This is a genomic window from Streptomyces sp. NPDC090499 (assembly GCF_044769305.1).
GTDB lineage: Bacteria > Actinomycetota > Actinomycetes > Streptomycetales > Streptomycetaceae > Streptomyces.
Genome location: NZ_JBIVXP010000006.1, coordinates 1 through 24,535 on the forward strand (window position 1 = coordinate 1; position 24,535 = coordinate 24,535).

The following is a 24,535-nucleotide window of genomic DNA, read 5'->3' on the forward strand; positions in this document are numbered from 1 at the left end:
CGTGATGACAACCGTGGCGGTGGCGGCGGTTACGTCCGGCGTGATGACAGCCGTGGTTCGCGTCCGGGGTTCCAGCGTGATGACCGTGGCGGCGACCGGGGTGGCTACGGGCGTCGTGACGACCGCGATCGTGGTCCCCGTCGCGATGACACCCGCGGTGGCGGCGGCTACGGCCGGCGTGACGACAGCCGCGGCGGAGGTTACCGCGGCCGTGACGACCGGCGTGACGCCCCGCGTGGCGGCGGCCGCTTCCGTGACGAGCGGGACCGCGACCGGGACCGGGACCGTGACCGGGAGCCGATCAAGCGGCTGCCCATCCCGGAGGACGTCACCGGCGAGGAGATCGACAAGGACGTACGGCAGGAACTGCAGAGCCTGCCCAAGACGCTCGCGGAGGACGTCGCCAAGAACCTGGTGATGGTCGCCCGGCTCATCGACGACGACCCCGAGGGCGCCTACGGCTACTCCAGGGTGGCCCTGCGGCTGGCCTCCCGTGTCGCCGCCGTACGCGAGGCCGCCGGGTTCGCCGCGTACGCGAACCAGAAGTACGCCGAGGCGCTCGCCGAGTTCCGGGCCGCCCGGCGCATGACCGGCAACGTCGACCTGTGGCCGGTGATGGCCGACTGCGAGCGTGGGCTCGGGCGGCCGGAGAAGGCGCTGGACATGGCCGGCGCCCCCGAGGTGCACAAGCTCGACAAGGCCGGCCAGGTCGAGATGCGGCTCGTCGCCGCCGGTGCCCGGCGTGACATGGGGCAGCTGGACGCGGCCATCGTGACGCTGCAGAGCCCCGAGCTGGCCTCCAGCTCCGTACAGCCGTGGACCGCGCGGCTGCGGTACGCCTACGCCGACGCCCTGCTTGCCGTCGGGCGCGCCGACGAGGCGCGGGAGTGGTTCGCCAAGGCCGTCGAGGCCGACCGGGACGGCAGCACGGACGCCTCCGACCGGCTGGCCGAGCTGGACGGGGTCGAGTTCGTCGACGCCCTGGACGAGGAGGAGTCCGAGGAGGCCCCGGAGGAGACCGAGGCCTCGGCCGAGCGTGATGTCGAAGCCGAGCCTGTCGTCGAAGCCGAGCGTGATGTCGAAGCAGCGTCTGACGTCGAGGCGGAGTCCGACCCCGAGCAGGACTGAGTTCGCGCGCCGAGTGATCGAGTGACGGAGAGTGGGCAGGCCCCGACCGGGGCCTGCCCACTCTCCGTCAGACGTCGAGCGCCCGCAGTACCAGCCCCGAGGCCGGCTTCGGGCCGAAGGACGTCGACTTGCGGGGCATCGTCACGCCCTGGCGGGCCAGGTCGCGGACGACCTCCTCGCGCACCGGGTGCATGAGGACGGCCGTACCGCCGTCGCGTTCGGCCTTGGCGACCGTCGCCGCCGTGTCGTGGATGTACGCGATGTGCGCGGGCGAGTCCTCCGGGATGCGCCAGACGTGGTCGAGGAGCGTGGCGTGCAGGACGGTCGCGTCCAGGGTGCGCCAGGCGGCCGGGCGGTCGTCCGGGACCGTACGGGCCAGGAGGTCCGGGTCCGGGTGGTCGATGAGATGGAACGCGCCGTCGCCTGCCAGCAGGAACGCGTTGCCGGCGCAGGCCGCGTCCGCCAGCGCCTCCTGGGCCGCGGGCAGGGGGACGTCGAGGCGTCGTACCCGGAACAGGCCCTTGACGTGCTCCAGCGCCTCCGCGACCGGCAGGCCGTGCAGCAGGCGGTGGATGGCGCGGACCCGGAGCGGGTAGCGGGCGGTGTCGACGAGGAGGACCAGGCCGTAGTCCCAGGGGCTGGGCGAGGGGTGCTCCGCGCGTAGACGCAAGTAGGTTGCCCAGCGGTGGTGGCCGTCGGCGATCAGGGCCTGGCGGTGGGCCAGGTCGGACTGGACGAGGGCCAGCTCGGCGGGGTCGGTGATCGACCAGAGGCGGTGGTGGAAGCCGTCCTCCGTGGTGGTGGCGAGGAGCGGGGTGCGGTCGGCCACCGTGTCGACGACCTCGGCGGCCGCTCCGTTGCCCCGGTAGGTGAGCAGGAGGGGTTCGAGGTTGGCCGAGGTGGCGCGCATCAGGGCCGCGCGGTCGGCGACGACCGGGGGCATGACCTCCTCGTGCGGCAGCACCACGCCCTCGGACGGTTCCGAGACCCGCAGGGCGCCGATGACACCGCGCTGGAGCAGGCCGTTTCCGTCGTGCTGTTCGTAGACGTACAGGCCCGGTTCGGGATCCGTGGCGAGGATGCCCTCGGCCTGCCAGCGGTGGAGGGTGTCGGCCGCCTGTTCGGTACCGGCGCTGGGGGTACCGGCCTGGGGGAGGATGAGGCGGACGATGTTGTGCGGGTCGGCGGACTGGAGATGGTGCACGCCGTCGGGGCGTACGACGACGTCGTACGGCGGGGAGGTGACGGCGGCCAAACTGCCGACCCGGTCCGGGTCGTAGCGAAGGCCTCGGAACGGGTTGAGTTCCAGGCCTCGGCGCTCCGTTGCTTCCGAGTGACCTGCAGTGTTCATCCCGGCATCGTACGTGTGTCAGTGGCGTGCGAGATGATCGACGGTGAAAGGCGGGCGGACGAAGAGTGACGAGGAGTGACGAGGAGCGATGGGGATGAGCCAGGGCGTCAGGACTGGTCCCGAGGGCAGCGGACAGGCTCTGAGCACGGCGTACGACACGGCGCTGCTCGATCTGGACGGGGTGGTGTACGCGGGCGGGAACGCCATCGCGCACGCCGTGGAGTCGCTGGAGGTCGCCCGTGCGGGCGGCATGCGTCTGGCGTACGTCACCAACAACGCGTTGCGGACGCCGGACGCGGTGGCGGAGCACCTCACCCAGCTGGGCATTCCGACGGGGGCCGGCGAGGTCATCACCTCGGCGCAGGCGGTCGCGCGGCTGATCAGTGAGCAGGTGCCGGCCGGCGCGCGGGTGCTGGTGATCGGCGGGGAGGGGCTGCGGGTCGCGCTGCGGGAGCGGGGTCTTGAGCCGGTGGAGTCCGCCGACGACGATCCGGCGGCCGTGGTCCAGGGGTACGGCGGCCTCGACCTGCCCTGGGGGCGGTTCGCCGAGGCGTCGTACGCGGTCGCGCGCGGGGTGCCGTGGTTCGCGTCCAACACCGATCTGACGATCCCGAGCGGGCGCGGGATCGCGCCGGGCAACGGCGCGGCGGTGGCGGTGGTCCGGATCGCGACGGGTGCCGAGCCGCAGGTGGCGGGCAAGCCGCTGCCGCCGATGCACCGGGAGACGATCCTGCGGACGGGCGCGGAGCGGCCGCTGGTGGTCGGGGACCGGCTGGACACCGACATCGAGGGTGCGTTCAACGGCGGGGTGGACTCGCTGCTCGTGCTGACCGGCGTCACCGACGGGCGGCAACTGCTTGCCGCGCCGCCGCAGCACCGGCCGACCTATGTCGACGCCGATCTGCGCGGGCTGCTCACCGGGCAGCCGGAGGTCACGGCGGACGGCGACGGCTTCCGCTGCGGCGGCTGGACGGCGACGGCGGGGGACGGCCGGCTGGAGCTGGAGGGTGACGGTGGGGCGCTCGACGGGCTGCGGGCGCTGTGCGCGGCGGCCTGGACGGCGGCCGGGGAGGGCTCCTGCGAGCTGGACGGCGGCAAGTCGCTGGCGCGGCTGGGGCTCTGAGCCTGCGTAGGTGGTGACGGGGACCTGTCCGTGCAGACACCGGGCCGTAGAGGGACACGGCCTCGAAGCGGAATGAGAGGGTAGGCTAACCTAACCTCGTGTTGGTCGACAGTCCCCCCGAACAGCGCGCGGAGACCGCTCCCGCGCCCCCGAGCCGTCGGGCGATGCGGGCCCTCGGGCTCCTCGTCTCCGTCGTGATCCTGCTGCTCGTCGCCCTGGCGAGCATCGCGATCGGGGCGAAACAGCTGCCGTTGGACCAGGTCTGGCACGGCCTGTTCCACGACACCGGGACCTACGGCGACGTCGTCGTCGGCACGCGGCTGTCGCGGACCGTCCTCGGCCTGCTGGCCGGTGCCGCCCTCGGTCTGTCCGGGGCGGTGCTCCAGGCGCTCACCCGCAACCCGCTCGCGGACCCCGGACTGCTCGGCATCAACGCGGGCGCGTCCGCCGCGGTGGTCACCGCCATCACCTACTTCGGCGTCACCACCCTCAGCGGTTATGTGTGGTTCGCCTTCCTCGGGGCGGCCGTGGTGGGCGCACTGGTCTGGTTCCTGGGCGGCAGCCGGGGCGCCACCCCGGTCCGGCTGGCGCTCGCCGGTACGGCGATCAGCGCCGCGCTCTACGGCTACCTCCAGGCCGTGATGATCACGGACGACGCGGCGCTCAACAAGCTGCGCTTCTGGACGGTGGGTTCGCTTGCCTCGGCCTCCAACTCGACGATCCTGCAGGTGCTGCCGTTCCTCGCGGCCGGCACCCTGCTCGCCCTGGGCCTGGCCCGGCCGCTGAACGCGGTGGCGATGGGCGACGACACCGCCCGCGCCCTCGGCGCCGACCTGGGCCGCACCCGGGCCCTCGCCATGCTCGCCGCCACCGTGCTGTGCGGCGCGGCCACCGCGGCCTGCGGCCCGATCGCCTTCGTCGGCCTGATGGTCCCGCACGTCGTGCGCTCCTTCACGGGGCCCGACCTGCGTTGGATCCTGCCGTACGCGACGGTCCTGTCGCCCGTGCTGCTGCTCGGCGCCGATGTCATCGGCCGGGTCGTGGCCCGCCCCTCGGAACTCCAGGTCGGCATCGTCACCGCGATCATCGGCGGGCCGGTCTTCATTCTTCTCGTACGACGGCGGAGGACGGCCCAGCTGTGAGGAACACGCGTACGCTGCGCACCCCCGGCGGGCTCTCCGTGCGGGCGGACCTGCGCGCGCTGGCCGTCGTGGCCGCGCTGCTGCTGGCCGCGACCGCCGCGAGCGTCGTGCTGATCGGCACCGGCGACTTCCCGATCTCCTTCGGCGACGTGCTGAAGACGCTGGCCGGGAACGGCACCGCCGGGCAGGACTTCATCGTCAACGAGCTGCGGCTGCCCCGGGTCCTGGTCGGTCTGCTGGTCGGTGCCTCGCTGGGGCTCGGCGGCGCGCTGTTCCAGGCGATCTCCCGCAACCCGCTGGGCAGCCCGGACGTCCTGGGCCTCTCCCAGGGCGCCACCTCCGGGGCGCTCGTGGTCATCGTGCTGCTGTCCGGGACCGCCACCCAGGTCACGGTCGGCGCGCTGCTCGGCGGTCTGGTGACCGGCCTGGCCATCTACCTCCTGGCCTGGAAGCAGGGCGTGCACGGCTACCGGCTGGTCCTGGTCGGCATCGGCGTCTCCGCGATCGTCACCGCGGTCAACGGCTACCTGCTCACCAAGGCCGACCTGGTCGACGCGACCCGCGCCGTCGTCTGGATGACGGGGTCCCTCGACGGCCGGGACTGGAGCCAGGTCTGGCCGCTGCTCGCGCTGTGCGCGGTCCTCGTCCCGCTGGTCCTCGCCAACGCGCGGGGCCTGCGGACGATGGAGATGGGCGACGACGTGTCGAACGCCCTCGGGGTACGGGTCGAGCGGGTGCGGATGCTGCTGATGGTGGCCGCCGTCCTGCTGACCGCGGCCGCCACCGCCGCCGCGGGCCCCGTCAGCTTCGTGGCCCTCACCGCCCCGCAGCTCGCCCGCCGCCTCACCCGCTCGCCCGGCCCCAACCTGCTGCCCTCCCTCTGCATGGGCGCCACCCTGCTGGTCACCGCCGACTGGGCCTCCCAGCGCGCCTTCGGCGCCGACCAGCTGCCCGTGGGCGTGGTCACCGGCGTCCTCGGCGGTGTCTATCTGCTGTGGCTGCTCGTCACCGAGCGGAAGGCGGGCCGGATATGAGCGCGATCCCTGCCGGCGAGACGAACAACCCTAGGAGCACCGTGAACCGCCTGTCCGCCGAGAACGTGACGCTCGCCTACGACCAGCGCGTCATCGCCGAGCAGCTGTCGGTGGAGATCCCCGACAACTCCTTCACGGTGATCGTCGGCCCCAACGCCTGCGGCAAGTCGACGCTGCTGCGCGCGCTGTCCCGGATGCTCAGGCCCAGTCAGGGCCGGGTGCTGCTCGACGGGCAGGTCATCCAGTCGATGCCCGCGAAGAAGGTCGCCCGCACGCTCGGGCTGCTCCCGCAGTCGTCCATCGCGCCCGACGGGATCACCGTCGGCGACCTGGTCGGCCGCGGCCGCTACCCGCACCAGGGCATCCTGCGCCAGTGGTCCGCCGAGGACGAACGGGTCGTCCAGGAGGCGATGGCGCAGACCGGCATCGCCGAGCTCGCCGACCGGTACGTCGACGAACTCTCCGGCGGCCAGCGGCAGCGCGTCTGGATCGCCATGGCGCTCGCCCAGCAGACCCCGCTGCTGCTCCTCGACGAGCCGACGACCTATCTGGACATCCAGCACCAGATCGACGTCCTCGACCTGTGCGCCGAACTCCACGAGGAGCAGGGGCGGACGCTGGTCGCCGTGCTGCACGACCTCAACCACGCGGCCCGGTACGCCACCCACCTCATCGCGCTCAAGGGCGGCCGGGTCGTCGCCGAGGGCGCTCCGAACGACATCGTCACCGCCGAGCTGGTGGAGGAGGTGTTCGGGCTGCGCTGTCAGATCATCGACGACCCGGAGACGGGGACCCCGCTGGTGGTGCCGGCGGCCCGGAAGGCGCGCGTCACAGCAACTTCCTGAGCCGGAACAGGTCCAGCAGGTTCGCCTCCAGCTTCACCCGGCCCGAACCCCAGGCGCCGGCGAAGTTCAGCTCGCCGTCGACCAGGGCCAGCAGGTCGTCGCCGGCCATGGCGAGTCCGATCTGTGCCTTCTCCCGCGGCGGGCCGGGGTAGGTCTCCTCGACCTCGATCCGGCCGCCGGTGAGCCGGCCGGCGAAGGTGACGTCCAGGTCGGTGATGTGGCAGCTGACCGTGCGGTCCATGGTGGCGGCCGCGCGGACGTCGCCCTCGGCGCCGCCCATGCTGTGGGAGAGCTTGTCGAGTGCGGCGCGGCACTCCTCGATCGTGGCCATCGCGACCGACGGTACCCCAGCGCTTCGATGTAGCGTCGGGGCATGACCGACTCTGCGCCCGAAGGCCTGGTGGCGGCCCCGGAGACGGAGGCCGGGGAAGCGGCCGCCGTCGAACCCGGGTACGACGCCGCCGCGCCCGCCCCGCTGAACGTCCCCCGCACCCCCACCGGCGACGCCGAGGTCGACGCGCAGCTCGACCGGCTGGCCGACGCCGACCACCTCGCCACGGACGGGCACCTGGAGGTGTACGAGGATGTACACGGGGGGCTGCGCGACGCGCTGACCGCGCTCGACACCCGCCCCGGACCCCCGGGCCCGCCGGCCCCGGCCCCGCCGCACGGCAACCGGCCGCCCGTGCCGTCGTACCACCAGAGCAGGAGCTGAACCCACCGTGGCAGGAGTCGCACGTCGCCGTCTGGACGCGGAGCTGGTCCGCCGGAAGCTGGCGCGCTCGCGCGAGCACGCCAGCCAGCTGATCGCCGCCGGGCGGGTCACCGTCGGCAAGGCCGTCGCGACCAAGCCGGCCACCCAGGTGGAGACCGCCGCCGCCATCGTCGTCCAGTCCGACGGCAGCGATCCCGAGTACGTCTCGCGGGGCGGCCACAAGCTCGCCGGCGCGCTGGCGGCGTTCGTCCCGCAGGGGCTTGCGGTCGAGGGACGGCGGGCGCTGGACGCCGGGGCGTCGACCGGGGGCTTCACCGATGTGCTGCTGCGCGCGGGGGCCGCGCACGTCGTCGCCGTCGACGTCGGATACGGCCAACTCGCGTGGTCTCTGCAGAGCGATGAACGCGTCACCGTCAAGGACCGTACGAACGTACGCGAGTTGACGCTTGAAGCGATCGATGGGGAGCCTGTGGATCTTGTCGTGGGTGATCTGTCCTTCATCCCGCTCGGGCTGGTGCTGCCGGCTCTGGCGCGGTGCGTGAAGCCGGACGCCGACCTGGTGATGATGGTCAAGCCGCAGTTCGAGGTGGGCAAGGAGAGGCTGGGCAGCGGGGGAGTCGTACGGAGTCCGCAGCTGCGGGCGGAGGCCGTGCGGGGGGTTGCCGAGAAGGCGTGGGAGCTGGGGCTCGGGGTGAACGGTGTCACCGCCAGTCCGCTGCCCGGACCGTCCGGCAACGTCGAGTACTTTCTGTGGCTGCGGGCCGGCGCACCCGAGTTGGATCCGGCCGACGTTGACCGTGCAGTGGCGGAGGGGCCGCGTTGACACAGAACCGAGCTCGTACTGTTTTCCTGCTGGCCCACACCGGGCGGCCCGCTGCCATCCGCAGCGCCGAACTCGTGGTGAAGGGGCTGCTGGCGGCCGGTGTCGGCGTACGGGTCCTGGATTTCGAGGCCGCGGACCTGCCGCTGCCCGACGAGGTCGAACTCGTCGAGGAGGCCTCGCCGCACAGTCTCGACGGCTGCGAGCTGCTGATCGTCCTCGGCGGTGACGGGACGCTGCTGCGCGGCGCCGAGTTCGCGCGTGCCTCCGGGGTGCCGATGCTCGGCGTCAACCTCGGCAGCGTCGGCTTCCTCGCGGAGGCCGAGCGGGACGACCTCGACAAGGTCGTCGACCGGGTGGTGAGCCGGGCGTACGAGGTCGAGGAGCGGATGACCGTCGACGTCGTCGTGCACCGCAACGGGGACATCGTGCACACCGACTGGGCGCTGAACGAGGCGGCCGTGCAGAAGGCGGGCGCCGAGAAGCTGCTCGAAGTGGTGCTGGAGATCGACGGGCGGCCGGTGACCGGGTTCGGCTGCGACGGCATCGTGCTGTCGACGCCGACCGGGTCCACGGCGTACGCGTTCTCCGCCGGCGGGCCGGTGGTGTGGCCGGAGGTGGAGGCGCTGCTGATGGTGCCGATCTCCGCGCACGCGCTGTTCGCGAAGCCGTTGGTGACGTCGCCGGACTCGGTGCTCGCGGTGGAGGTGCTGCCGCACATCCAGCCGGGGGTGCTGTGGTGCGACGGGCGGCGGACCGTCGAGCTGCCGCCCGGGGCCCGGGTCGAGGTGCGGCGGGGGGCGGTGCCGGTGCGGCTGGCGCGGTTGCACCACGCGTCGTTCACGGACCGGCTGGTCGCGAAGTTCGCGTTGCCGGTGTCCGGGTGGCGGGGGGCGCCGCACTAGCGAGCCGTGGGGGCGGCCGGGGAGCTTCGGCGGCTGCGGGTGATTCGTGGCTTGTCGCGCAGTTCCCCGCGCCCCTTCAGGCAGGGACACCCGCCCGAGTGACAAGGGCACCTCGCACTTCTCGGCCCGGACCTCGTAAGGTCTTCCCCGTGCTGGAAGAAATGCGGATACGGTCACTCGGGGTCATCGACGACGCCGTCGTCGAGTTGTCGCCGGGGTTCACCGCCGTCACCGGTGAGACCGGTGCGGGCAAGACCATGGTGGTCACCAGCCTGGGGCTGCTGCTCGGCGGACGGGCCGATCCCGCGCTCGTGCGGATCGGGTCCGAGAAGGCGGTCGTCGAGGGGCGGGTCACCGTGCCCGAGGGCGCCTCGGCGGCCCTGCGGGCCGAGGAAGCCGGCGCCGAGCTGGACGACGGGGCGCTGCTGATCAGCCGTACCGTTTCCGCCGAGGGGCGCTCGCGGGCGCACCTGGGCGGGCGGAGCGTGCCCGTGGGGCTGCTCGCCGACCTCGCCGACGACCTGGTGGCCGTACACGGGCAGACCGACCAGCAGGGGCTGCTGAAACTGTCCCGGCAGCGGCAGGCCCTCGACCGGTACGCGGGCGACGGGGTCGCCGTCCCGCTGGCCAAGTACGGCGAGGCCTACCGGCGGCTGCGGGCCGTGGCGGTAGAGCTGGAGGAGATCGTCACGCGCGCGCGTGAGCGGGCCCAGGAGGCCGACATGCTCCGCTACGGGCTGGACGAGATCGCCGGTGTGGAGCCGCGGGCCGGCGAGGACGTCGAGCTCGCCGAAGAGGCCGAGCGGCTCGGGCACGCCGAGGCGCTGTCGTCCGCCGCGACCGCCGCGCACTCCGCGCTCGCGGGCAACCCCGAGGACCCCGAGGGCATCGACGCCGCCACCCTCGTCGCGGGCGCCCACCGGGCCCTGGAGGCCGTACGGTCGCACGACCCGGCGCTCGCCGCGCTCGCCGACCGGATCGGCGAGGTCGGCATCCTGCTGGGCGATGTGGCGGGCGAGCTGGCCGGGTACGCCGACGACCTGGACGCCGACCCGCTGCGGCTCGCGGCCGTGGAGGAGCGGCGTGCCGCGCTCACCGCGCTCACCCGCAAGTACGGCGAGAGCGTCGACGCGGTGCTGGCGTGGGCCGAGCAGGGCGCCGTGCGGCTCACCGAACTCGACGGCGACGACGAGCGGATCGACGAGCTGACCGCCGAGCGGGACGCCCTGCGGACGGAACTGGGCGGTCTCGCCCAGGCCTTGACGGACGCGCGCACCGAGGCCGCCGAACGCTTCGCGGCCGCCGTCACCGCCGAGCTGGGCTCCCTGGCGATGCCGCACGCGCGCGTGTCCTTCGCCATCCGGCAGACCGAGGACCCGGAGGGCGTGGAGGTCGGTGGCCGGCCGGTGGCCTACGGCCCGTCGGGCGCCGACGAGGTCGAGCTGCTCCTCGCCCCGCACCCGGGCGCCCCGCCCCGCCCGATCGCCAAGGGTGCGTCCGGCGGTGAGCTGTCGCGCGTGATGCTCGCCGTGGAGGTCGTCTTCGCGGGCACCGACCCGGTCCCGACGTACCTCTTCGACGAGGTCGACGCCGGTGTGGGCGGCAAGGCGGCGGTGGAGATCGGCCGACGGCTGGCCAAGCTCGCCAAGTCCGCGCAGGTGGTCGTCGTCACCCACCTGCCCCAGGTCGCCGCCTTCGCCGACCGCCAGTTGCTGGTCGAGAAGACCAACGACGGCTCGGTCACCCGGTCCGGCGTGAAGGTCCTGGAGGGCGAGGAGCGGGTACGCGAGCTGTCCCGCATGCTGGCCGGCCAGGAGGACTCGGAGACGGCACGCGCGCACGCCGAGGAACTGCTGGCGACGGCACGGGCGGACCGCTGACGCATCGCTGACCGAGGGGGGCGGGCGGCGGAGCGTCACCCGCCCCTCCGGCGTTCGCCCGCCCCTCCGGCGTTCGCCCGCCGCTCCCTCAGCAGGCCGAAGCCGTCGGCCGCTTCCTCCGCGGCAGCGTTTTCGTCACCCTCCCGGGTGACACGGTTCGGCGCATTGCCCCGGCCCGCCTCGGTATGTGCCTTCTCGGAATACCCGGAACACCCATGGGTGCTGGCATCCTTGGGAGGGACGCGGTGTCCGGGGGAGGCGCGCGGCGATGCCCTCGGCCCCGATACCTTCTGTACGTTCCCTCGAGACCGCCCCACGCCGAACCAGGAGCCCCGGCCGCGTGAGCCCCGTGAGCAGCAACGCACCGCACGGTCAGTCGCCGCTGCGCACCGTGCAGGTGCTGGGCGGCGGCAACGCCGGCAGCAGTGTGCACGTGCGTTCGCTGGCCGCCGGGCTCGTCGCGCGGGGCGTGCGGGTCACGGTGTGCGCCCCCACTGAGGCCGATCACGCCTACGGCTTCTCGGACGTCGGCGCCGACCACGTGCACGTGCCGCGCAGCAGCGACCCGGGATCGGTGGCGGCGCTCCGCGCGGCCTGCACGGACGCCGACCTGGTGCACGCCCACGGCCTGCACGCCTCCTTCCGCGCGGCGCTGGCGCTGAGCGGCCGCAGCACCCCGCTCGTCGTCACCTGGCACAACCGGGCGCATGCCGAGGGCGCGCGGGCGCATCTGCTGCGGATGCTGGAGCGGCGGGTGGTGCGGGCGGCCGCCGTGGTGCTCGGGACCACCTCCGACCTGGTGGACCGGGCCCGCCGTACCGGCGCCCGGGACGCCCGGCTCGCCGCCGTGGCGCTGCCCGGCCTGCGGCGGCCCGCGGACCAGGACGAGGCGGAGCTGCTGCGGCCCAAGGTCCGTGCCGAACTCGGCGCCATGGGGCGGCCGTTGCTCATCGCCGTCGGCTCCCTGGACCGGCACCGCGGCTACGACCACCTGCTGGACGCGGCGCGTGCCTGGTGCCGGCTCGACCCCGTACCGCTCCTCGTCATCGCCGGCGAGGGGCCGCTGCGCCCCGCGTTGCTGCGGCGGATCGAGGACGAGGAACTGCCCGTGCGGCTGCTCGGGCGCCGCGACGACGTCTCCGAGCTGCTCGCCGCCGCCGATCTGGCGCTGCTGCCCAGCAGTTGGGAGTCCCGTTCCGTGCTCGCCCAGGAGGCCCTGCACGCGCGCGTGCCGCTCGTCGCGACCGCCGTCGGCGGTGTCCCCGACCTGGTGGGAGACGCTGCCGAACTGGTCGCGTACGGCGACGCACGGGCCCTCGCCGCAGCCGTCGTACGCCTCCTCGACGACCCGGAGCGCTGTGCGGAGCTGCGCGAGCGGGGTGCCCGGCAGGCGGCGAGCTGGCCCACGGAGGACGAGACCGTGGCCCAAGTACTCAGCGTCTACGACGAGTTGACGCAGCCCCGGCCGTTGCCTTGAGGCCGTGCGGCCGTGCGGCGGCCGTGCGGCCCTAGGGGACGTGCCGGCGGGCCCGCAGTGCCAGGCTCAACGCCATGACCACCTGCGGGTCGTCGAGGTCCGTGCCCAGCAACTCCCCGATGCGGGCGAGGCGGTTGTAGAGGGTCTGCCGGTTGAGGTGGAGTTCGCGGGCCGTCTCCGCCTTGCGGCCCGCGTGCGCCAGGTAGGTCTCCAGGGTCGGCAGCAGCGGCGGCCTGGAGCGCTGGTCGTGGTCGCGCAGCGGGCCGATCGCGCGGTCGACGAACGCCGCCAGGTCGGGGTGGTCGCGCAGCCGCCACAGCAGGAGGTCGATGTCGAGGCGGCGGGCGTCGAACCAGGGCCGGTCGGCGAGGCCCTCGGCGGCCGTCGCCGTCTCGGCCGCGTGCCGCAGGCCCGCCGACACCGCCGCCCAGCCGCCGGCCGCGCCGACCACCACGACCGGCGGAGCGGCTCCGGGGCGCTGCATCCCGGCGCGTTCCACTCCCGCCCGGAGCGCCACCGCGACCCGGTCCGCGACCGTCGCCCGCTCCGCCTCCGAGCGCAGCCCCAGGAGCAACGGGACGCGGCCCTCGACCGGCCGTACGCCGAGCAGGACGGGCACGCCCACGGAGGCCAGTTCCTCACCCACCGCGCGGGCCAGCACCGCCCAGCCGCCGCCCGGGGACAGGGAGTCGCCGACCCGCATCACCACCGGCAGCAGCGGGCTGCCGCCGGGCTTGAAGCCGAGGACCCGGGCCTGTGCCGGGGCGTCCTCGGCGCTGATGCGGCCCTCGGCGAGGTCGGTCAGGAAGTCGCCGCGCCCGCGCGCCGCCAGCTCCTCCTCCTGGCGGGCCTGCATCAGGACGACGGCCAGAATGCCGGCGGCGCGTTCGGCGGCGATGCGGTGCACGGGCGCGAGCGGCCCGCGGACGGGGAGCAGCACCAGCCGGGCCCGGACCGAGCCCGTGCCCGGCCCCCCGCCGGGCACGTCCACCAGGACCACCCCGGTCGGCGGCGGCGCGTCCTTGTGCTGGCCGCGCAGCCCCTCCCACACCTGGAGCGGGTCGGCCCCCTCGGGTCCGGAACCGGCGGCGTACAGGAGCCGGCCGTCGGCGGTCTCCAGGAAGACCGGGTTGCCGCCGAAGTCGGCCAGGATGGCCAGCACCTGGGGGACCCCGCCGCCGCCCAGCAGGGCCTCGGTGCAGCGGCGGTGCACCTCCTCGGCGCGCTGGAGGAGCGTGTAGTGGTGGTTGACGATCTCGGTGTGGATCTCCTCCGTCACCGTCACGAACGGCACCTCGCGGTGCAGCACGACCAGCGGCAGCCCGGTCGCCCTCGCGGTGTCGACGAGGGTGGCGGGCAGCCGGGAGAAGCGGGCGCCCAGCTCCACCACCAGGGCGGCGATGCCCCGCTCGGCGAGCGTGCGCACGAACGCCCGCTGCTCGGCGGGGCGGGTGCCCAGGCCGTAGCCGGTGGTCAGCAGCAGTTCGCCGCCCTTCAGCAGCGAGGCGATGTTCGGCACCTCGCCCGCGTGCACCCAGCGCACGGTGCGGTTCAGCCGGTCGGCGCCGGCCAGGATCTCCGGCAGCCCGCTGCGCAGCGCGGGCAGCTCCAGTGCCCGCTGCACGGTGATCCCGGCGCCCTGGGTGTCGGGTCCGCTGCCCCTGCCGCTGTCCATGGAGCGGACGCTACCTGGGAGAACGCCTCCACGGCACCTTCCGCCGGAACGGACACCGCCCCGGCGGACGGCGTTCGCCCGCCCCGCCCGGCGGCTACCCCCCGTACGCCCCCGAAGCCGTGAGGCGCAGCGCCGTGTCGATCAACGGCACGTGGCTGAACGCCTGCGGGAAGTTCCCCACCTGCCGCTTCAGCCGCGGGTCCCACTCCTCCGCCAGCAGACCGAGGTCGTTGCGGAGCGCGAGCAGCTTCTCGAACAGCTTGCGGGCCTCGTCGACCCGGCCGATCATCGCGAGGTCGTCGGCCATCCAGAACGAGCAGGCCAGGAAGGCCCCCTCGTCGCCGGGCAGGCCGTCCACACCCTCCTCGCCGCCCGAGGTCGGGTAGCGCAGGATGAAGCCGTCCGAGGTGGACAGCTCCCGCTGGATCGCCTCGATGGTGCCGATGACCCGCTTGTCGTCCGGCGGCAGGAAGCCCATCTGGGGGATGAGCAGCAGCGACGCGTCCAGCTCCTGGGAGCCGTAGGACTGCGTGAAGGTGTTGCGCTCCTTGTCGTAGCCCCGCTCGCAGACGTCCCGGTGGATGTCGTCGCGCAGTTCCTTCCAGCGCTCCAGCGGGCCGTCCGCGTCCCCGGACTCGATCAGCTTGATGGTGCGGTCGACGGCGACCCAGGCCATCACCTTGGAGTGCACGAAGTGCCGGCGCGGCCCGCGCACCTCCCAGATGCCCTCGTCCGGCTCGTCCCAGTGGTCCTCCAGGTAGCGGATGAGCTTGAGCTGGAGGAGGGAGGCGTAGTCGTTGCGGGCGAGGCCGGTCATGTGGGCCAGGTGCAGGGCCTCGGTGACCTCGCCGTAGACGTCGAGCTGGAGCTGGTGGGCGGCGCCGTTGCCGACCCGGACCGGCGCCGAGCGCTCGTAGCCGGGCAGCCAGTCCAGCTCGGCCTCGCCCAGCTCCCGCTCGCCCGCGATGCCGTACATGATCTGCAGGTTCTCGGGGTCGCCGGCGACCGCGCGCAGCAGCCACTCGCGCCAGGCGCGGGCCTCCTCGCGGTAGCCGGTGCGCAGCAGCGAGGACAGCGTGATGGCCGCGTCGCGGAGCCAGGTGTAGCGGTAGTCCCAGTTGCGGACGCCGCCGATGTCCTCCGGGAGGGAGGTGGTCGGCGCGGCGACGATGCCGCCCGTGGGGGCGTAGGTGAGGGCCTTGAGGGTGATCAGCGAGCGGATCACGGCCTCGCGGTACGGGCCGTGGTACGTGCAGTGCTCGACCCACTCCCGCCAGAAGTCCTCGGTCGCCTGCAGCGACTGCTCCGGCTCCGGCAGCGCGGGCGGCTGCTTGTGCGAGGGCTCCCAGGAGATCGTGAACGCGATCCGGTCGCCCGGGGCCACCGTGAAGTCCGCGTAGGTGGTCAGCGCCTTGCCGTAGGTCTCCGCCGATGTGTCGAACCACACCGAGTCGGGGCCCGCGACGGCGACCGTACGGCCGTCGTGCTTGTGCACCCAGGGGACGACCCGGCCGTAGGAGAACCGCATGCGCAGCACCGAGCGCATCGGCACCCGGCCGGTGACGCCCTCGACGATGCGGATCAGCTGGGGCGCGCCGTCACGCGGGGGCATGAAGTCGGTGACCCGGACCGTGCCGCGCGGGGTGTCCCACTCCGACTCCAGGATCAGCGAGTCGCCCCGGTAGGTGCGGCGCGCCGCGGTCGGCGGCTGGGAGTCGGCCGCGTGCGCCGGGCCGAGCCGCCAGAAGCCGTGTTCCTCGGTGCCGAGCAGACCGGCGAAGATGGCATGCGAGTCGAAGCGGGGCAGGCACAGCCAGTCGACTGTGCCGTCCCGGCAGACCAGGGCAGCGGTCTGCATGTCTCCGATGAGTGCGTAGTCTTCGATGCGCCCGGCCACGTGCAACTCCAGTCGAACGGCCACGTCACCCCCCAGGCAAAGAGGGGGCTGTCGCTAGTGCGGTCAAGGGGGGTTGTTGTTGTGCGTCGTTGAGCGGTGAAGCAAAGCAGCCCGCCGTGCCCTGAGGCAAAACGACAGTCATAGCTCAACGAACTGCCGAGCTCTCGTTGTTCCGGGAGTACGGGCGGGGGTGTGCCGTGTTCTCCGGCCGGGCTCGGCAGCGAGTGTCCGAGCAGGATACGACGCACGTAGATGATCTGCGTGCCGCTCCGGGCAACCTGTGTGGGCCGAACGGGTGAGTCCTGGGTGAAAAGCCGGTAAGGGAGGCCCCGTGTCCGTGCCGACGTGTGTACGGAGCGTGGCCGGAAGCCATCTCTCCGCGGCGCTGATACCCTGGTAGCCCGTGGACCGGTGGGCGTGAATCCCCCGAACCGCAGCGACGGCACCACCCCCGGAATCGCCCGGACGGCAGCCGTACCGCACGACAGACCGCGACCACGGGAGCCCCCTCTTGGCCATGCCGCCGCCCGTTTTTCGAAACAGCACAGCCACGACGACCAAGCACATCTTCGTCACCGGGGGTGTCGCCTCCTCGCTCGGCAAGGGCCTGACGGCCTCCAGCCTGGGCATGCTGCTCAAGGCCCGGGGCCTGCGCGTCGTGATGCAGAAGCTCGACCCGTACCTGAACGTCGACCCGGGCACGATGAACCCCTTCCAGCACGGTGAGGTGTTCGTCACCAACGACGGTGCCGAGACCGACCTGGACATCGGCCACTACGAGCGTTTCCTTGACCGCGACCTGGACGGCTCCGCCAACGTCACCACGGGTCAGGTCTACTCGACGGTGATCGCCAAGGAGCGGCGCGGCGAGTACCTGGGCGACACGGTCCAGGTCATCCCGCACATCACCAACGAGATCAAGCACCGCATCCGCCGCATGGCCACCGACGAGGTCGACGTGGTCATCACCGAGGTCGGCGGCACGGTCGGCGACATCGAGTCGCTGCCGTTCCTGGAGACGGTCCGCCAGGTCCGCCACGAGGTCGGCCGGGACAACGTCTTCGTGGTGCACATCTCGCTCCTGCCGTACATCGGCCCGTCCGGCGAGCTGAAGACCAAGCCCACCCAGCACTCCGTGGCCGCCCTGCGCAACATCGGCATCCAGCCCGACGCGATCGTGCTGCGCTGCGACCGCGAGGTGCCCACCGCCATCAAGCGCAAGATCTCGCTGATGTGCGACGTCGACGAGGCCGCGGTCGTCGCCTGCCCGGACGCCCGCTCGATCTACGACATCCCGAAGACCGTTCACGGCGAGGGCCTGGACGCCTACGTCGTCCGCAAGCTGGACCTGCCGTTCCGTGACGTGGACTGGCGGACCTGGGACGACCTGCTCGACCGCGTCCACAACCCCGACCACGAGATCACCCTCGCGCTGGTCGGCAAGTACATCGACCTGCCCGACGCCTACCTCTCGGTCACCGAGGCGCTGCGCGCCGGCGGCTTCGCCAACAAGGCCCGCGTGAAGATCAAGTGGGTGACGTCGGACGACTGCAAGACCCAGGCGGGCGCCGCCGCGCAGCTCGCCGACGTCGACGGCATCTGCATCCCCGGCGGCTTCGGCGACCGCGGGGTGCTCGGCAAGGTCGGCGCCATCCGCTACGCCCGCGAGAACCGGATCCCGCTGCTCGGCCTCTGCCTGGGCCTGCAGTGCATCGTGATCGAGGCCGCCCGCAACCTGGCCGGCATCCCGGACGCCAACTCCACCGAGTTCGACTCCGCCACCGGCCACCCGGTCATCTCCACCATGGCCGAGCAGCTCGACATCGTGGCCGGCGAGGGCGACATGGGCGGCACCATGCGCCTCGGCATGTACCCGGCCAAGCTGGCCGAGGGCTCCATCGTGCGCGAGGTCTACGACGGCAAGGAGTACGTCGAGGAGCGGCACCGCCACCGCTACGAGGTCAACAACGCCTACCGCGGGGAGCTGGAGAAGAAGGCCGGCCTGCAGTTCTCCGGCACCTCCCCGGACGGCAAGCTCGTCGAGTACGTCGAGTACCCGCGCGACGTCCACCCCTACCTGGTCGCCACCCAGGCCCACCCGGAGCTGCGCTCGCGCCCGACGCGCCCGCACCCGCTGTTCGCGGGCCTGGTGAAGGCCGCGGTCGCCCGTCAGCAGGGCGCCGTCGAGCAGGAGAATTCGAAGTAACACACCGGTTGTACGGTGGCCGGGGTGCATACCTTCAACGGTGCGCACCCCGGTTTTCTCTTCTGCACGTGGAAGGCGGCACGGCATGACGATCAAGGACACCCCCGAGGAGTGGGAGATCCGGGCGACGGAGACCCCCTTCGTGGGCAACAAGACCTCGGTCCGCACGGACGAGGTGGTCATGCCCGACGGCTCGGTGGTCCGCCGCGACTACCAGGTCCACCCCGGCTCGGTCGCGATCCTCGCCCTCGACGAGGAGGACCGGGTCCTGCTCATCCGCCAGTACCGGCACCCGGTCCGGCAGAAGCTCTGGGAGATCCCGGCCGGCCTGCTCGACATCCCCGGCGAGAACCCGCTGCACGCCGCCCAGCGCGAGCTGTACGAGGAGGCACACGTCAAGGCCGAGGACTGGCGGGTGCTGACCGACCTGTACACCACCCCCGGCGGCTGCGACGAGGCGGTGCGGATCTTCCTCGCCCGGAACCTGTCCGAGGCCGAGGGGGAGCGCTTCGAGACCGAGCACGAGGAGATCGACCTGGAGTACGCGCGCGTGCCGGTCGACGAACTGGTCCGCCTGGTGCTCGCCGGCGACCTGCACAACAACTGCCTGGTGACGGGCGTCCTCTCCCTGGTCGCCGCCCGCACCGGTGACGGCCTCGACGCGCTGCGCCCGGCGGACGCGCCGTGGCCCGCACGCCCCTTCGAGTCCTGAACCCACCCTCCGGGTGCACCGGTGTGACCATCGCCTGATCCGATCGGGCGATGCGCCCGCCACGCTCTGCCGGGAACGTCCGCGCACGTGAACTAGGCTCGACGCGATTGAGCCGAAACGCCCGAACCGGAGCCCCGGCGGGCCTGCGTGTGCGGTGGGACGGGAGTGTGGCCCGTGACGGATCAGGCGGTGGACACAGGCGGCGTGCGGCGGTCGGCGCCCGCGGCCACGGACGACCGGTTCCTGGGCCGTACAAGGGAGTTGAAGGAACTGCGCGCGGACATCGAGCGCGCGGGCCTGGACACCATCGCCGGCCGCAAGGCCCCCCGCGCCCGGGTCCTGCTGATCGCCGGCAGACCCGGCTCCGGCCGCACCGCCCTCGCCGGGGAACTCGTCCGGCAGGTCGCCGCCGGCTACCCCGACGGGGTGCTGCGCGCCCGTCTCACCGAGCCCGACGGCACCCCGGTCCCCGTCGAGCGCACCGCCCGCGACCTCCTTACCGCCCTGCGGCTGCCCACCCCGCCCGGCGCCGCCGCGGACGACCTCACGCACGCCCTGCGCACCGCCCTCGGCAAGCGCCGGATGCTGCTGCTCCTCGACGACGCGCCCGGCGCCGAAGAGGTCGACGTCCTGCTCCCCGACAGCCCGGACTGCCTGGCCGTCGCCGTCTCCGGCGGCCCGCTCACCGGGATCTCGGACGTCCGCCCCTGCACCCTGGGCGGTCTCGACACCAAGTCGGCCGTGGAACTGCTCAGCCGGTACACCGGCGCGGTCCGCATCACCGTCGACCCCCGGTCCGCCGAATCGCTGGTCGAGGTCTGCCAGGCGCAGCCCGCCGCGCTCGTCCTGGCGGGCGGCTGGCTCGCCGCCCGCCCCCAGGCGGCCGTCTCCGACCTCGCCAAGCGGCTGCACGCGGAGCCGGACGACGGCACGGCGCTGGCCCGCGTCTTCCGGTTCGTGCACGACCAGCTGCCGGACCGGTCCGCGCGGATACTGCGCCTGCTGTGCCTGGCCCCGGCCGGCCTGGCCGACCCGCACACCGCCTCCGCCCTGGCCGGCTGCTCGGTCGACACCGCCCGCACCACCCTGGACGAGCTGGTCCGGCACGGCCTGCTGCACCCCGTGGGCTCCTCGCTGCCCCAGTACGAGGTCCCCGGCTGCCTGCACCCGCTCCTCCTGGTGCTGGCCGAGAGCCAGGAGCGGGCCGGTGAGCTCCAGCTGGCCCGCGCCCGGATGCTGGAGCGCACGGTTCGCCTGCTGCAGTCCTGCCGGGCGATCACCGAGACCGACAACCCGCAGGCCCGCGAGAAGCTCCAGGCACTGCCCCGTGAGCTGCGCTTCCCCACCCCCCGGGCGGCCGCCGACTGGCTGCGCGTGCGGCGCCCGGCACTGCTGGCCGCCGCCCGCGCGGCGGTCGCCGACGGCGAGCTCGACACGCTGGCCCGCCGCCTGATGGCGCAGCTGGTCAAGGCCATGGTGGCGCACCTCGGCACCCAGGCCGCGGCCCCCGACCTGTACGGCATCCACGGGCTCGTCCTCGACGTCGCCCGGCGCCGGGACCTGCCCCGCGAGCAGGCCGCCGCGCTGCTGAACCTCGGCGACCTGGACGCGCAGACCGGGCGGACGGCGGACGCACTGGCGCGATATCGGTCTGCTTTGGACGCCGGACGCAGAGCAAATGACCCGTACGCGACCGGTCGCGCAATGGAATCCGTAGGTGGCACCTATCTGGAGCTCGGGGACTACGACCGGGCCGCCGACTGGTTCGGCCGCGCCCTCGCCGAGCGCCTGGCCCGCGGCGAGCGTGCCGAGGCGGCCCGGCTCTACGGCCGTATCGCCGGCGCGCACACCTACGCGGGCCGCTACGGCGAGGCGCTCCGGGCGTGGCGGGCGGCCGTTTCCGGCCACCGCAAGAACGGTGACGTGCCCGCGCAGGCAAGGGCGTTGAGCGAGCTGGCCCGGGTCCAGGAGTACGCGGGACGGCCCGAGGAGTCGCTGCGCACCTGCCAGGAGGCGGTGGAGTGGGCGCGCCGCGCCGAGGACGCCCGGCTCCAGGCCGCGCTCCAGCTGCGACTCGCCGACACGCTGGAACGCCTCGGCGACTCCACCGCCGCGAGCCTGCACCGCTCGGCCGCCGAGCGCATGCTGGGGGAGGAGCCGCCGGACCTCTTCGGGGTCTCGGACCCCGACTCCGACCCGGAACACGGCGCTAACGCCTGCGAAATCCGTAGTGCTTCCGGCGAAGATTGATGCAATGAAAGGCTAGACAGTCGGAACGCCTTCATTAAACTGGCTCTGCCGCCGGTTCTTCCGCGGTGTCTCCTGGTATGCCGCCGCGTGCCGGGTATGCGCAGCTATGCCCCCACATCCTCTGAGCCAAGGACCGTGATCGACGTGAAGGTCGGCATCCCCCGCGAGGTCAAGAACAACGAGTTCCGGGTGGCCATCACCCCGGCCGGCGTGCACGAGCTGGTGCGCCACGGCCACCAGGTCGTCATCGAGCGCGGCGCGGGCCTCGGCTCGTCCATCCCGGACGACGAGTACACCGCCGCCGGCGCCACGATCCTGGACACCGCCGACGAGGTGTGGGCCACCGCCGACCTGCTGCTGAAGGTCAAGGAGCCGATCGCGGAGGAGTACCACCGCCTCCGCAAGGACCAGACCCTCTTCACCTACCTGCACCTGGCCGCCTCCAAGGAGTGCACGGACGCCCTCCTGGAGTCCGGCACCACGGCGATCGCCTACGAGACCGTCGAGCTGCCCAGCCGCGCGCTCCCGCTGCTCGCGCCCATGTCCGAGGTCGCGGGCCGGCTCGCCCCGCAGGTGGGCGCCTACCACCTGATGCGCGCCGCGGGCGGCCGTGGCGTCCTGCCCGGCGGCGTCCCGGGCGTGCTGCCCGCGAAGGCCGTCGTCATCGGCGGCGGCGTCTCCGGCTGGAACGCCGTGCAGATCGCCATCGGCATGGGCTTCGACGTGACCCTGCTCGACCGCGACATCAACAAGCTGCGCGAGGCCGACCGGATCTTCGGCACCAAGGTCAAGGCCGTCATGTCCAACGCCTTCGAGCTGGAGAAGGCCTGCCTGGAGGCCGACCTCGTGGTCGGCGCCGTGCTCATCCCCGGCGCCAAGGCCCCGAAGCTCGTCACCAACGAGCTGGTCTCCCGCATGAAGCCGGGAAGTGTCCTTGTCGACATCGCGATCGACCAGGGCGGCTGCTTCGAGGACTCCCGGCCCACCACGCACGCCGAGCCGACCTTCAAGGTCCACGAGTCGGTCTTCTACTGCGTCGCCAACATGCCCGGCGCGGTGCCCAACACCTCCACCTACGCGCTCACCAACGCCACGCTCCCGTACATCGTCTCGCTCGCGGACAACGGCTGGGCCGAGGCGCTGCGCCGCGACGCCGCGCTCGCCAAGGGCCTCAACACCCATGACGGCAAGGTCGTCTACAAGGAGGTCGCCGAGGCGCACGGCCTGGAGCACGTGGACCTCGACACGCTCATCGGCTGACCTGGGCCGGATCGGCAAGTCACCTTTTCGTAAAGGCGATACGTCAACAAGCCGCGTCAATCGCGCACATCCGGCCGGACCTTGCCCGACAAGGTCCGGCCGGATGTGTGTATGGTCACTTTGCGACTTGCGGTCAACTCGCCTCGAACGTAACCCTTCGACCGATTCGCACACCGGTGAAACCTGCTGTGCGACGGCCGTACGCCCTTGACAGCGGGATGTTTCATTGCCGACACATCCTGCCGGGTCCGGCGGATTGTGTTGCTGCGAACACCCGACACGCCATAGAGTCGCCGACTGTCGGCATGATGCCACGCTGACCTGTCTAGAAGTTTCCTGGTCACCAAGGAGGTAAGACGACTTGTGAATGAGTCGACATTTTCTCCCGGGGGTGGTCAACCAGGAATGCCGGTACGGGACCAGGGTCCCGCGGGGTTCGAGGCTGTCGGCTCCGTCGCGGTGCGTACCTTCGCAGCAGCCCGGAGTCCGCTGACCACGCGGACTGCACACCAGAGCATGGATGGCCATCACGTGAACGCCATGGCCGGCGACGGAAGTGGCGCGCCCCACAGCCAGTTCGCCGACTACGACGAACTGCCCGACGGGCACTTCTACGACCCCGACGCCGAGTACGAGCCCGATCCGGAGTACGCGGCTACGCTCGCGCCCGACGCGGCCCGCCAGCGCCGCGAGCGCGTCGGCCCGACCGGGCGCCCGCTGCCGTACTTCCCGATCCCGGGCCCGGTGACCAGTCACGGCCCCGCGACGATCATCGCGATGTGCAACCAGAAGGGCGGCGTCGGCAAGACCACGTCGACCATCAACCTGGGTGCCGCGCTCGCGGAGTACGGCCGCCGGGTGCTGCTCGTGGACTTCGACCCGCAGGGCGCGCTGTCGGTGGGTCTCGGCGTCAACCCGATGGAGCTCGACCTCACCGTCTACAACCTGCTCATGGAGCGGGGCATGGCGGCCGACGAGGTCCTCCTGAAGACCGCGGTCCCCAACATGGACCTGCTGCCCTCGAACATCGACCTGTCGGCCGCCGAGGTCCAGCTGGTCTCCGAGGTGGCCCGTGAGTCGACGCTGCAGCGCGCCCTGAAGCCGCTGCTGCCCGACTACGACTACATCGTGATCGACTGTCAGCCCTCGCTCGGCCTGCTCACGGTCAACGCGCTGACGGCCGCTCACAAGGTGATCGTGCCGCTCGAGTGCGAGTTCTTCGCCCTGCGCGGTGTCGCCCTGCTGACCGAGACGATCGAGAAGGTCCAGGAGCGGCTCAACCCGGATCTGGAGCTCGACGGCATCCTCGCCACGATGTACGACTCGCGCACGGTCCACAGCCGTGAGGTGCTGGCCCGGGTGGTCGAGGCGTTCGACGACCACGTCTACCACACGGTCATCGGCCGCACGGTCCGCTTCCCGGAGACCACGGTCGCCGGCGAGCCGATCACCACGTACGCCTCCAACTCCGTCGGTGCCGCCGCCTATCGCCAGCTCGCCAGGGAGGTGCTCGCCCGGTGTCACGCCGAGTGAGTCTGCCCGGAGCCGACGAACTGTTCCGTACGACCGGGGGGATGGCGTTGCAGCCGTCCACTCCCAGGCGCCCGGTCAACGGCGAGGCCCGGGTGCCGGCTCCCGCGGGGGAGAGCGACGAGACGGCGGCCGCGGCCGCCGAGGACGCACCCCAGTCGGTGCCCGTGCAGGGCGGCGACGGGGAGGGCGCGGAGCACGTGGCGGCGGAGGCCGAGTCGGCCGACGCCGGGGAGTCCCGCAACCACGCGGCGACGGCCACGGTGGCGGCCTCCGGGCCGCGCCGGCCGGGGCCGCAGGAAGGTTCTGGCGCCGACGCCCAGCCGCGCAAGCGCGGGGGCAGGGCGCCCGCCCGGCGGCCCAGCGGGCGGGAGCGGCACGACGAGAAGATCACCGTGTACGTCTCCGCGGAGGAGCTGATGGACCTGGAGCACGCCCGTCTCGTGCTCCGGGGCGAGCACGGACTGGCCGTGGACCGGGGCCGGATCGTCCGCGAGGCGGTCGCCGTGGTCCTGGCCGACCTGGAGTCCCGCGGGGACGCGAGCATCCTCGTACGACGGCTGCGCGGGCGGTAGGGGTAGCCTG

The 24,535-nt window shown here is 72.8% G+C and carries 20 protein-coding genes; 16 read left to right on the plus strand and 4 right to left on the minus strand.

Annotation, left to right across the window (positions count from 1 at the left end):
- The first annotated feature begins 300 nt into the window (after window positions 1-300).
- Entirely contained in the window at window positions 301-1,128 is an 828-nt protein-coding gene (locus ACIQVL_RS22755) for a tetratricopeptide repeat protein (RefSeq protein ID WP_403476397.1), read from the plus strand.
- A gap of 67 nt (window positions 1,129-1,195) precedes the next feature.
- Here the strand turns inward: ACIQVL_RS22755 and ACIQVL_RS22760 are convergent, their stop codons facing one another.
- The gene (locus ACIQVL_RS22760; protein ID WP_403429088.1) at window positions 1,196-2,479 is read right to left on the minus strand and encodes a DUF1015 domain-containing protein; all 1,284 of its coding nucleotides are present in this window, start codon (window positions 2,477-2,479) and stop codon (window positions 1,196-1,198) included.
- Window positions 2,480-2,573: 94 nt separating this feature from the next.
- On the opposite strand from ACIQVL_RS22760, the gene ACIQVL_RS22765 reads away from it, so the two are divergent.
- The 4 genes from ACIQVL_RS22765 to ACIQVL_RS22780 all read left to right on the plus strand — a co-directional run bounded on the left by ACIQVL_RS22765 (window position 2,574) and on the right by ACIQVL_RS22780 (window position 6,623).
- Window positions 2,574-3,602: an HAD-IIA family hydrolase gene (locus ACIQVL_RS22765; protein WP_403476229.1), complete on the plus strand. Its 1,029-nt coding sequence runs from the start codon at window positions 2,574-2,576 to the stop codon at window positions 3,600-3,602.
- Between the two features lie 98 nt (window positions 3,603-3,700).
- The gene (locus ACIQVL_RS22770; protein WP_403429091.1) at window positions 3,701-4,744 is read left to right on the plus strand and encodes a FecCD family ABC transporter permease; all 1,044 of its coding nucleotides are present in this window, start codon (window positions 3,701-3,703) and stop codon (window positions 4,742-4,744) included.
- A complete protein-coding gene (locus ACIQVL_RS22775) occupies window positions 4,741-5,778 on the plus strand; it encodes a FecCD family ABC transporter permease (RefSeq protein WP_403429093.1) in 1,038 nt (345 codons plus the stop codon). The genes ACIQVL_RS22770 and ACIQVL_RS22775 overlap by 4 nt, the downstream gene beginning before the upstream one ends.
- A complete protein-coding gene (locus ACIQVL_RS22780; RefSeq protein ID WP_403429095.1) occupies window positions 5,775-6,623 on the plus strand; it encodes an ABC transporter ATP-binding protein in 849 nt (282 codons plus the stop codon). The genes ACIQVL_RS22775 and ACIQVL_RS22780 overlap by 4 nt, the downstream gene beginning before the upstream one ends.
- Here ACIQVL_RS22780 and ACIQVL_RS22785 read toward each other — a convergent pair.
- Entirely contained in the window at window positions 6,607-6,954 is a 348-nt protein-coding gene (locus ACIQVL_RS22785; protein ID WP_403429097.1) for an SCP2 sterol-binding domain-containing protein, read from the minus strand. The genes ACIQVL_RS22780 and ACIQVL_RS22785 overlap by 17 nt on opposite strands.
- Window positions 6,955-6,996: 42 nt before the next feature.
- Here ACIQVL_RS22785 and ACIQVL_RS22790 point away from each other — a divergent pair, with 42 nt between their 5' ends.
- From ACIQVL_RS22790 to ACIQVL_RS22810, 5 genes are all read left to right on the plus strand, one after another.
- On the plus strand, window positions 6,997-7,338 hold the full coding sequence (locus ACIQVL_RS22790; protein WP_403476230.1) for a hypothetical protein: 342 nt from the start codon (window positions 6,997-6,999) through the stop codon (window positions 7,336-7,338).
- Window positions 7,339-7,345: 7 nt separating this feature from the next.
- Complete coding sequence (locus ACIQVL_RS22795) at window positions 7,346-8,161, plus strand: TlyA family RNA methyltransferase (RefSeq protein WP_403476231.1); 816 nt, start codon at window positions 7,346-7,348, stop codon at window positions 8,159-8,161.
- On the plus strand, window positions 8,158-9,063 hold the full coding sequence (locus ACIQVL_RS22800; RefSeq protein ID WP_189269084.1) for an NAD kinase: 906 nt from the start codon (window positions 8,158-8,160) through the stop codon (window positions 9,061-9,063). The genes ACIQVL_RS22795 and ACIQVL_RS22800 overlap by 4 nt, the downstream gene beginning before the upstream one ends.
- Window positions 9,064-9,224: 161 nt before the next feature.
- A complete protein-coding gene (gene recN, locus ACIQVL_RS22805) occupies window positions 9,225-10,943 on the plus strand; it encodes a DNA repair protein RecN (protein WP_403429795.1) in 1,719 nt (572 codons plus the stop codon).
- 340 nt (window positions 10,944-11,283) lie between these two features.
- Window positions 11,284-12,420 (plus strand): glycosyltransferase family 4 protein, encoded by a 1,137-nt coding sequence (locus ACIQVL_RS22810; RefSeq protein ID WP_403429103.1) that lies wholly within the window; start codon window positions 11,284-11,286, stop codon window positions 12,418-12,420.
- A gap of 31 nt (window positions 12,421-12,451) precedes the next feature.
- Here ACIQVL_RS22810 and ACIQVL_RS22815 read toward each other — a convergent pair whose 3' ends face one another.
- Together ACIQVL_RS22815 and ACIQVL_RS22820 are read right to left on the minus strand one after the other, a co-directional pair.
- A complete protein-coding gene (locus ACIQVL_RS22815; RefSeq protein ID WP_403429104.1) occupies window positions 12,452-14,095 on the minus strand; it encodes a PucR family transcriptional regulator in 1,644 nt (547 codons plus the stop codon).
- Between the two features lie 94 nt (window positions 14,096-14,189).
- The gene (locus ACIQVL_RS22820) at window positions 14,190-15,992 is read right to left on the minus strand and encodes a glycoside hydrolase family 15 protein (protein WP_403429797.1); all 1,803 of its coding nucleotides are present in this window, start codon (window positions 15,990-15,992) and stop codon (window positions 14,190-14,192) included.
- A gap of 517 nt (window positions 15,993-16,509) precedes the next feature.
- Between ACIQVL_RS22820 and ACIQVL_RS22825 the strand changes: the two genes are divergently transcribed.
- The 6 genes from ACIQVL_RS22825 to ACIQVL_RS22850 all read left to right on the plus strand — a co-directional run bounded on the left by ACIQVL_RS22825 (window position 16,510) and on the right by ACIQVL_RS22850 (window position 24,525).
- Window positions 16,510-18,198, plus strand: a complete 1,689-nt coding sequence (locus tag ACIQVL_RS22825) for a CTP synthase (protein WP_403429106.1) — start codon at window positions 16,510-16,512, stop codon at window positions 18,196-18,198.
- A gap of 85 nt (window positions 18,199-18,283) precedes the next feature.
- Window positions 18,284-18,910 (plus strand): NUDIX domain-containing protein, encoded by a 627-nt coding sequence (locus ACIQVL_RS22830; RefSeq protein WP_403476232.1) that lies wholly within the window; start codon window positions 18,284-18,286, stop codon window positions 18,908-18,910.
- Between the two features lie 174 nt (window positions 18,911-19,084).
- The gene (locus ACIQVL_RS22835; protein WP_403429108.1) at window positions 19,085-21,160 is read left to right on the plus strand and encodes a tetratricopeptide repeat protein; all 2,076 of its coding nucleotides are present in this window, start codon (window positions 19,085-19,087) and stop codon (window positions 21,158-21,160) included.
- A 135-nt stretch (window positions 21,161-21,295) separates the two neighbouring features.
- On the plus strand, window positions 21,296-22,420 hold the full coding sequence (gene ald, locus ACIQVL_RS22840) for an alanine dehydrogenase (protein ID WP_403429110.1): 1,125 nt from the start codon (window positions 21,296-21,298) through the stop codon (window positions 22,418-22,420).
- A gap of 405 nt (window positions 22,421-22,825) precedes the next feature.
- A complete protein-coding gene (locus ACIQVL_RS22845) occupies window positions 22,826-23,953 on the plus strand; it encodes a ParA family protein (RefSeq protein ID WP_403429112.1) in 1,128 nt (375 codons plus the stop codon).
- The gene (locus ACIQVL_RS22850) at window positions 23,938-24,525 is read left to right on the plus strand and encodes a hypothetical protein (protein ID WP_403429114.1); all 588 of its coding nucleotides are present in this window, start codon (window positions 23,938-23,940) and stop codon (window positions 24,523-24,525) included. Before ACIQVL_RS22845 ends, ACIQVL_RS22850 begins: the two co-directional genes overlap by 16 nt.
- Window positions 24,526-24,535 lie beyond the last annotated feature (10 nt).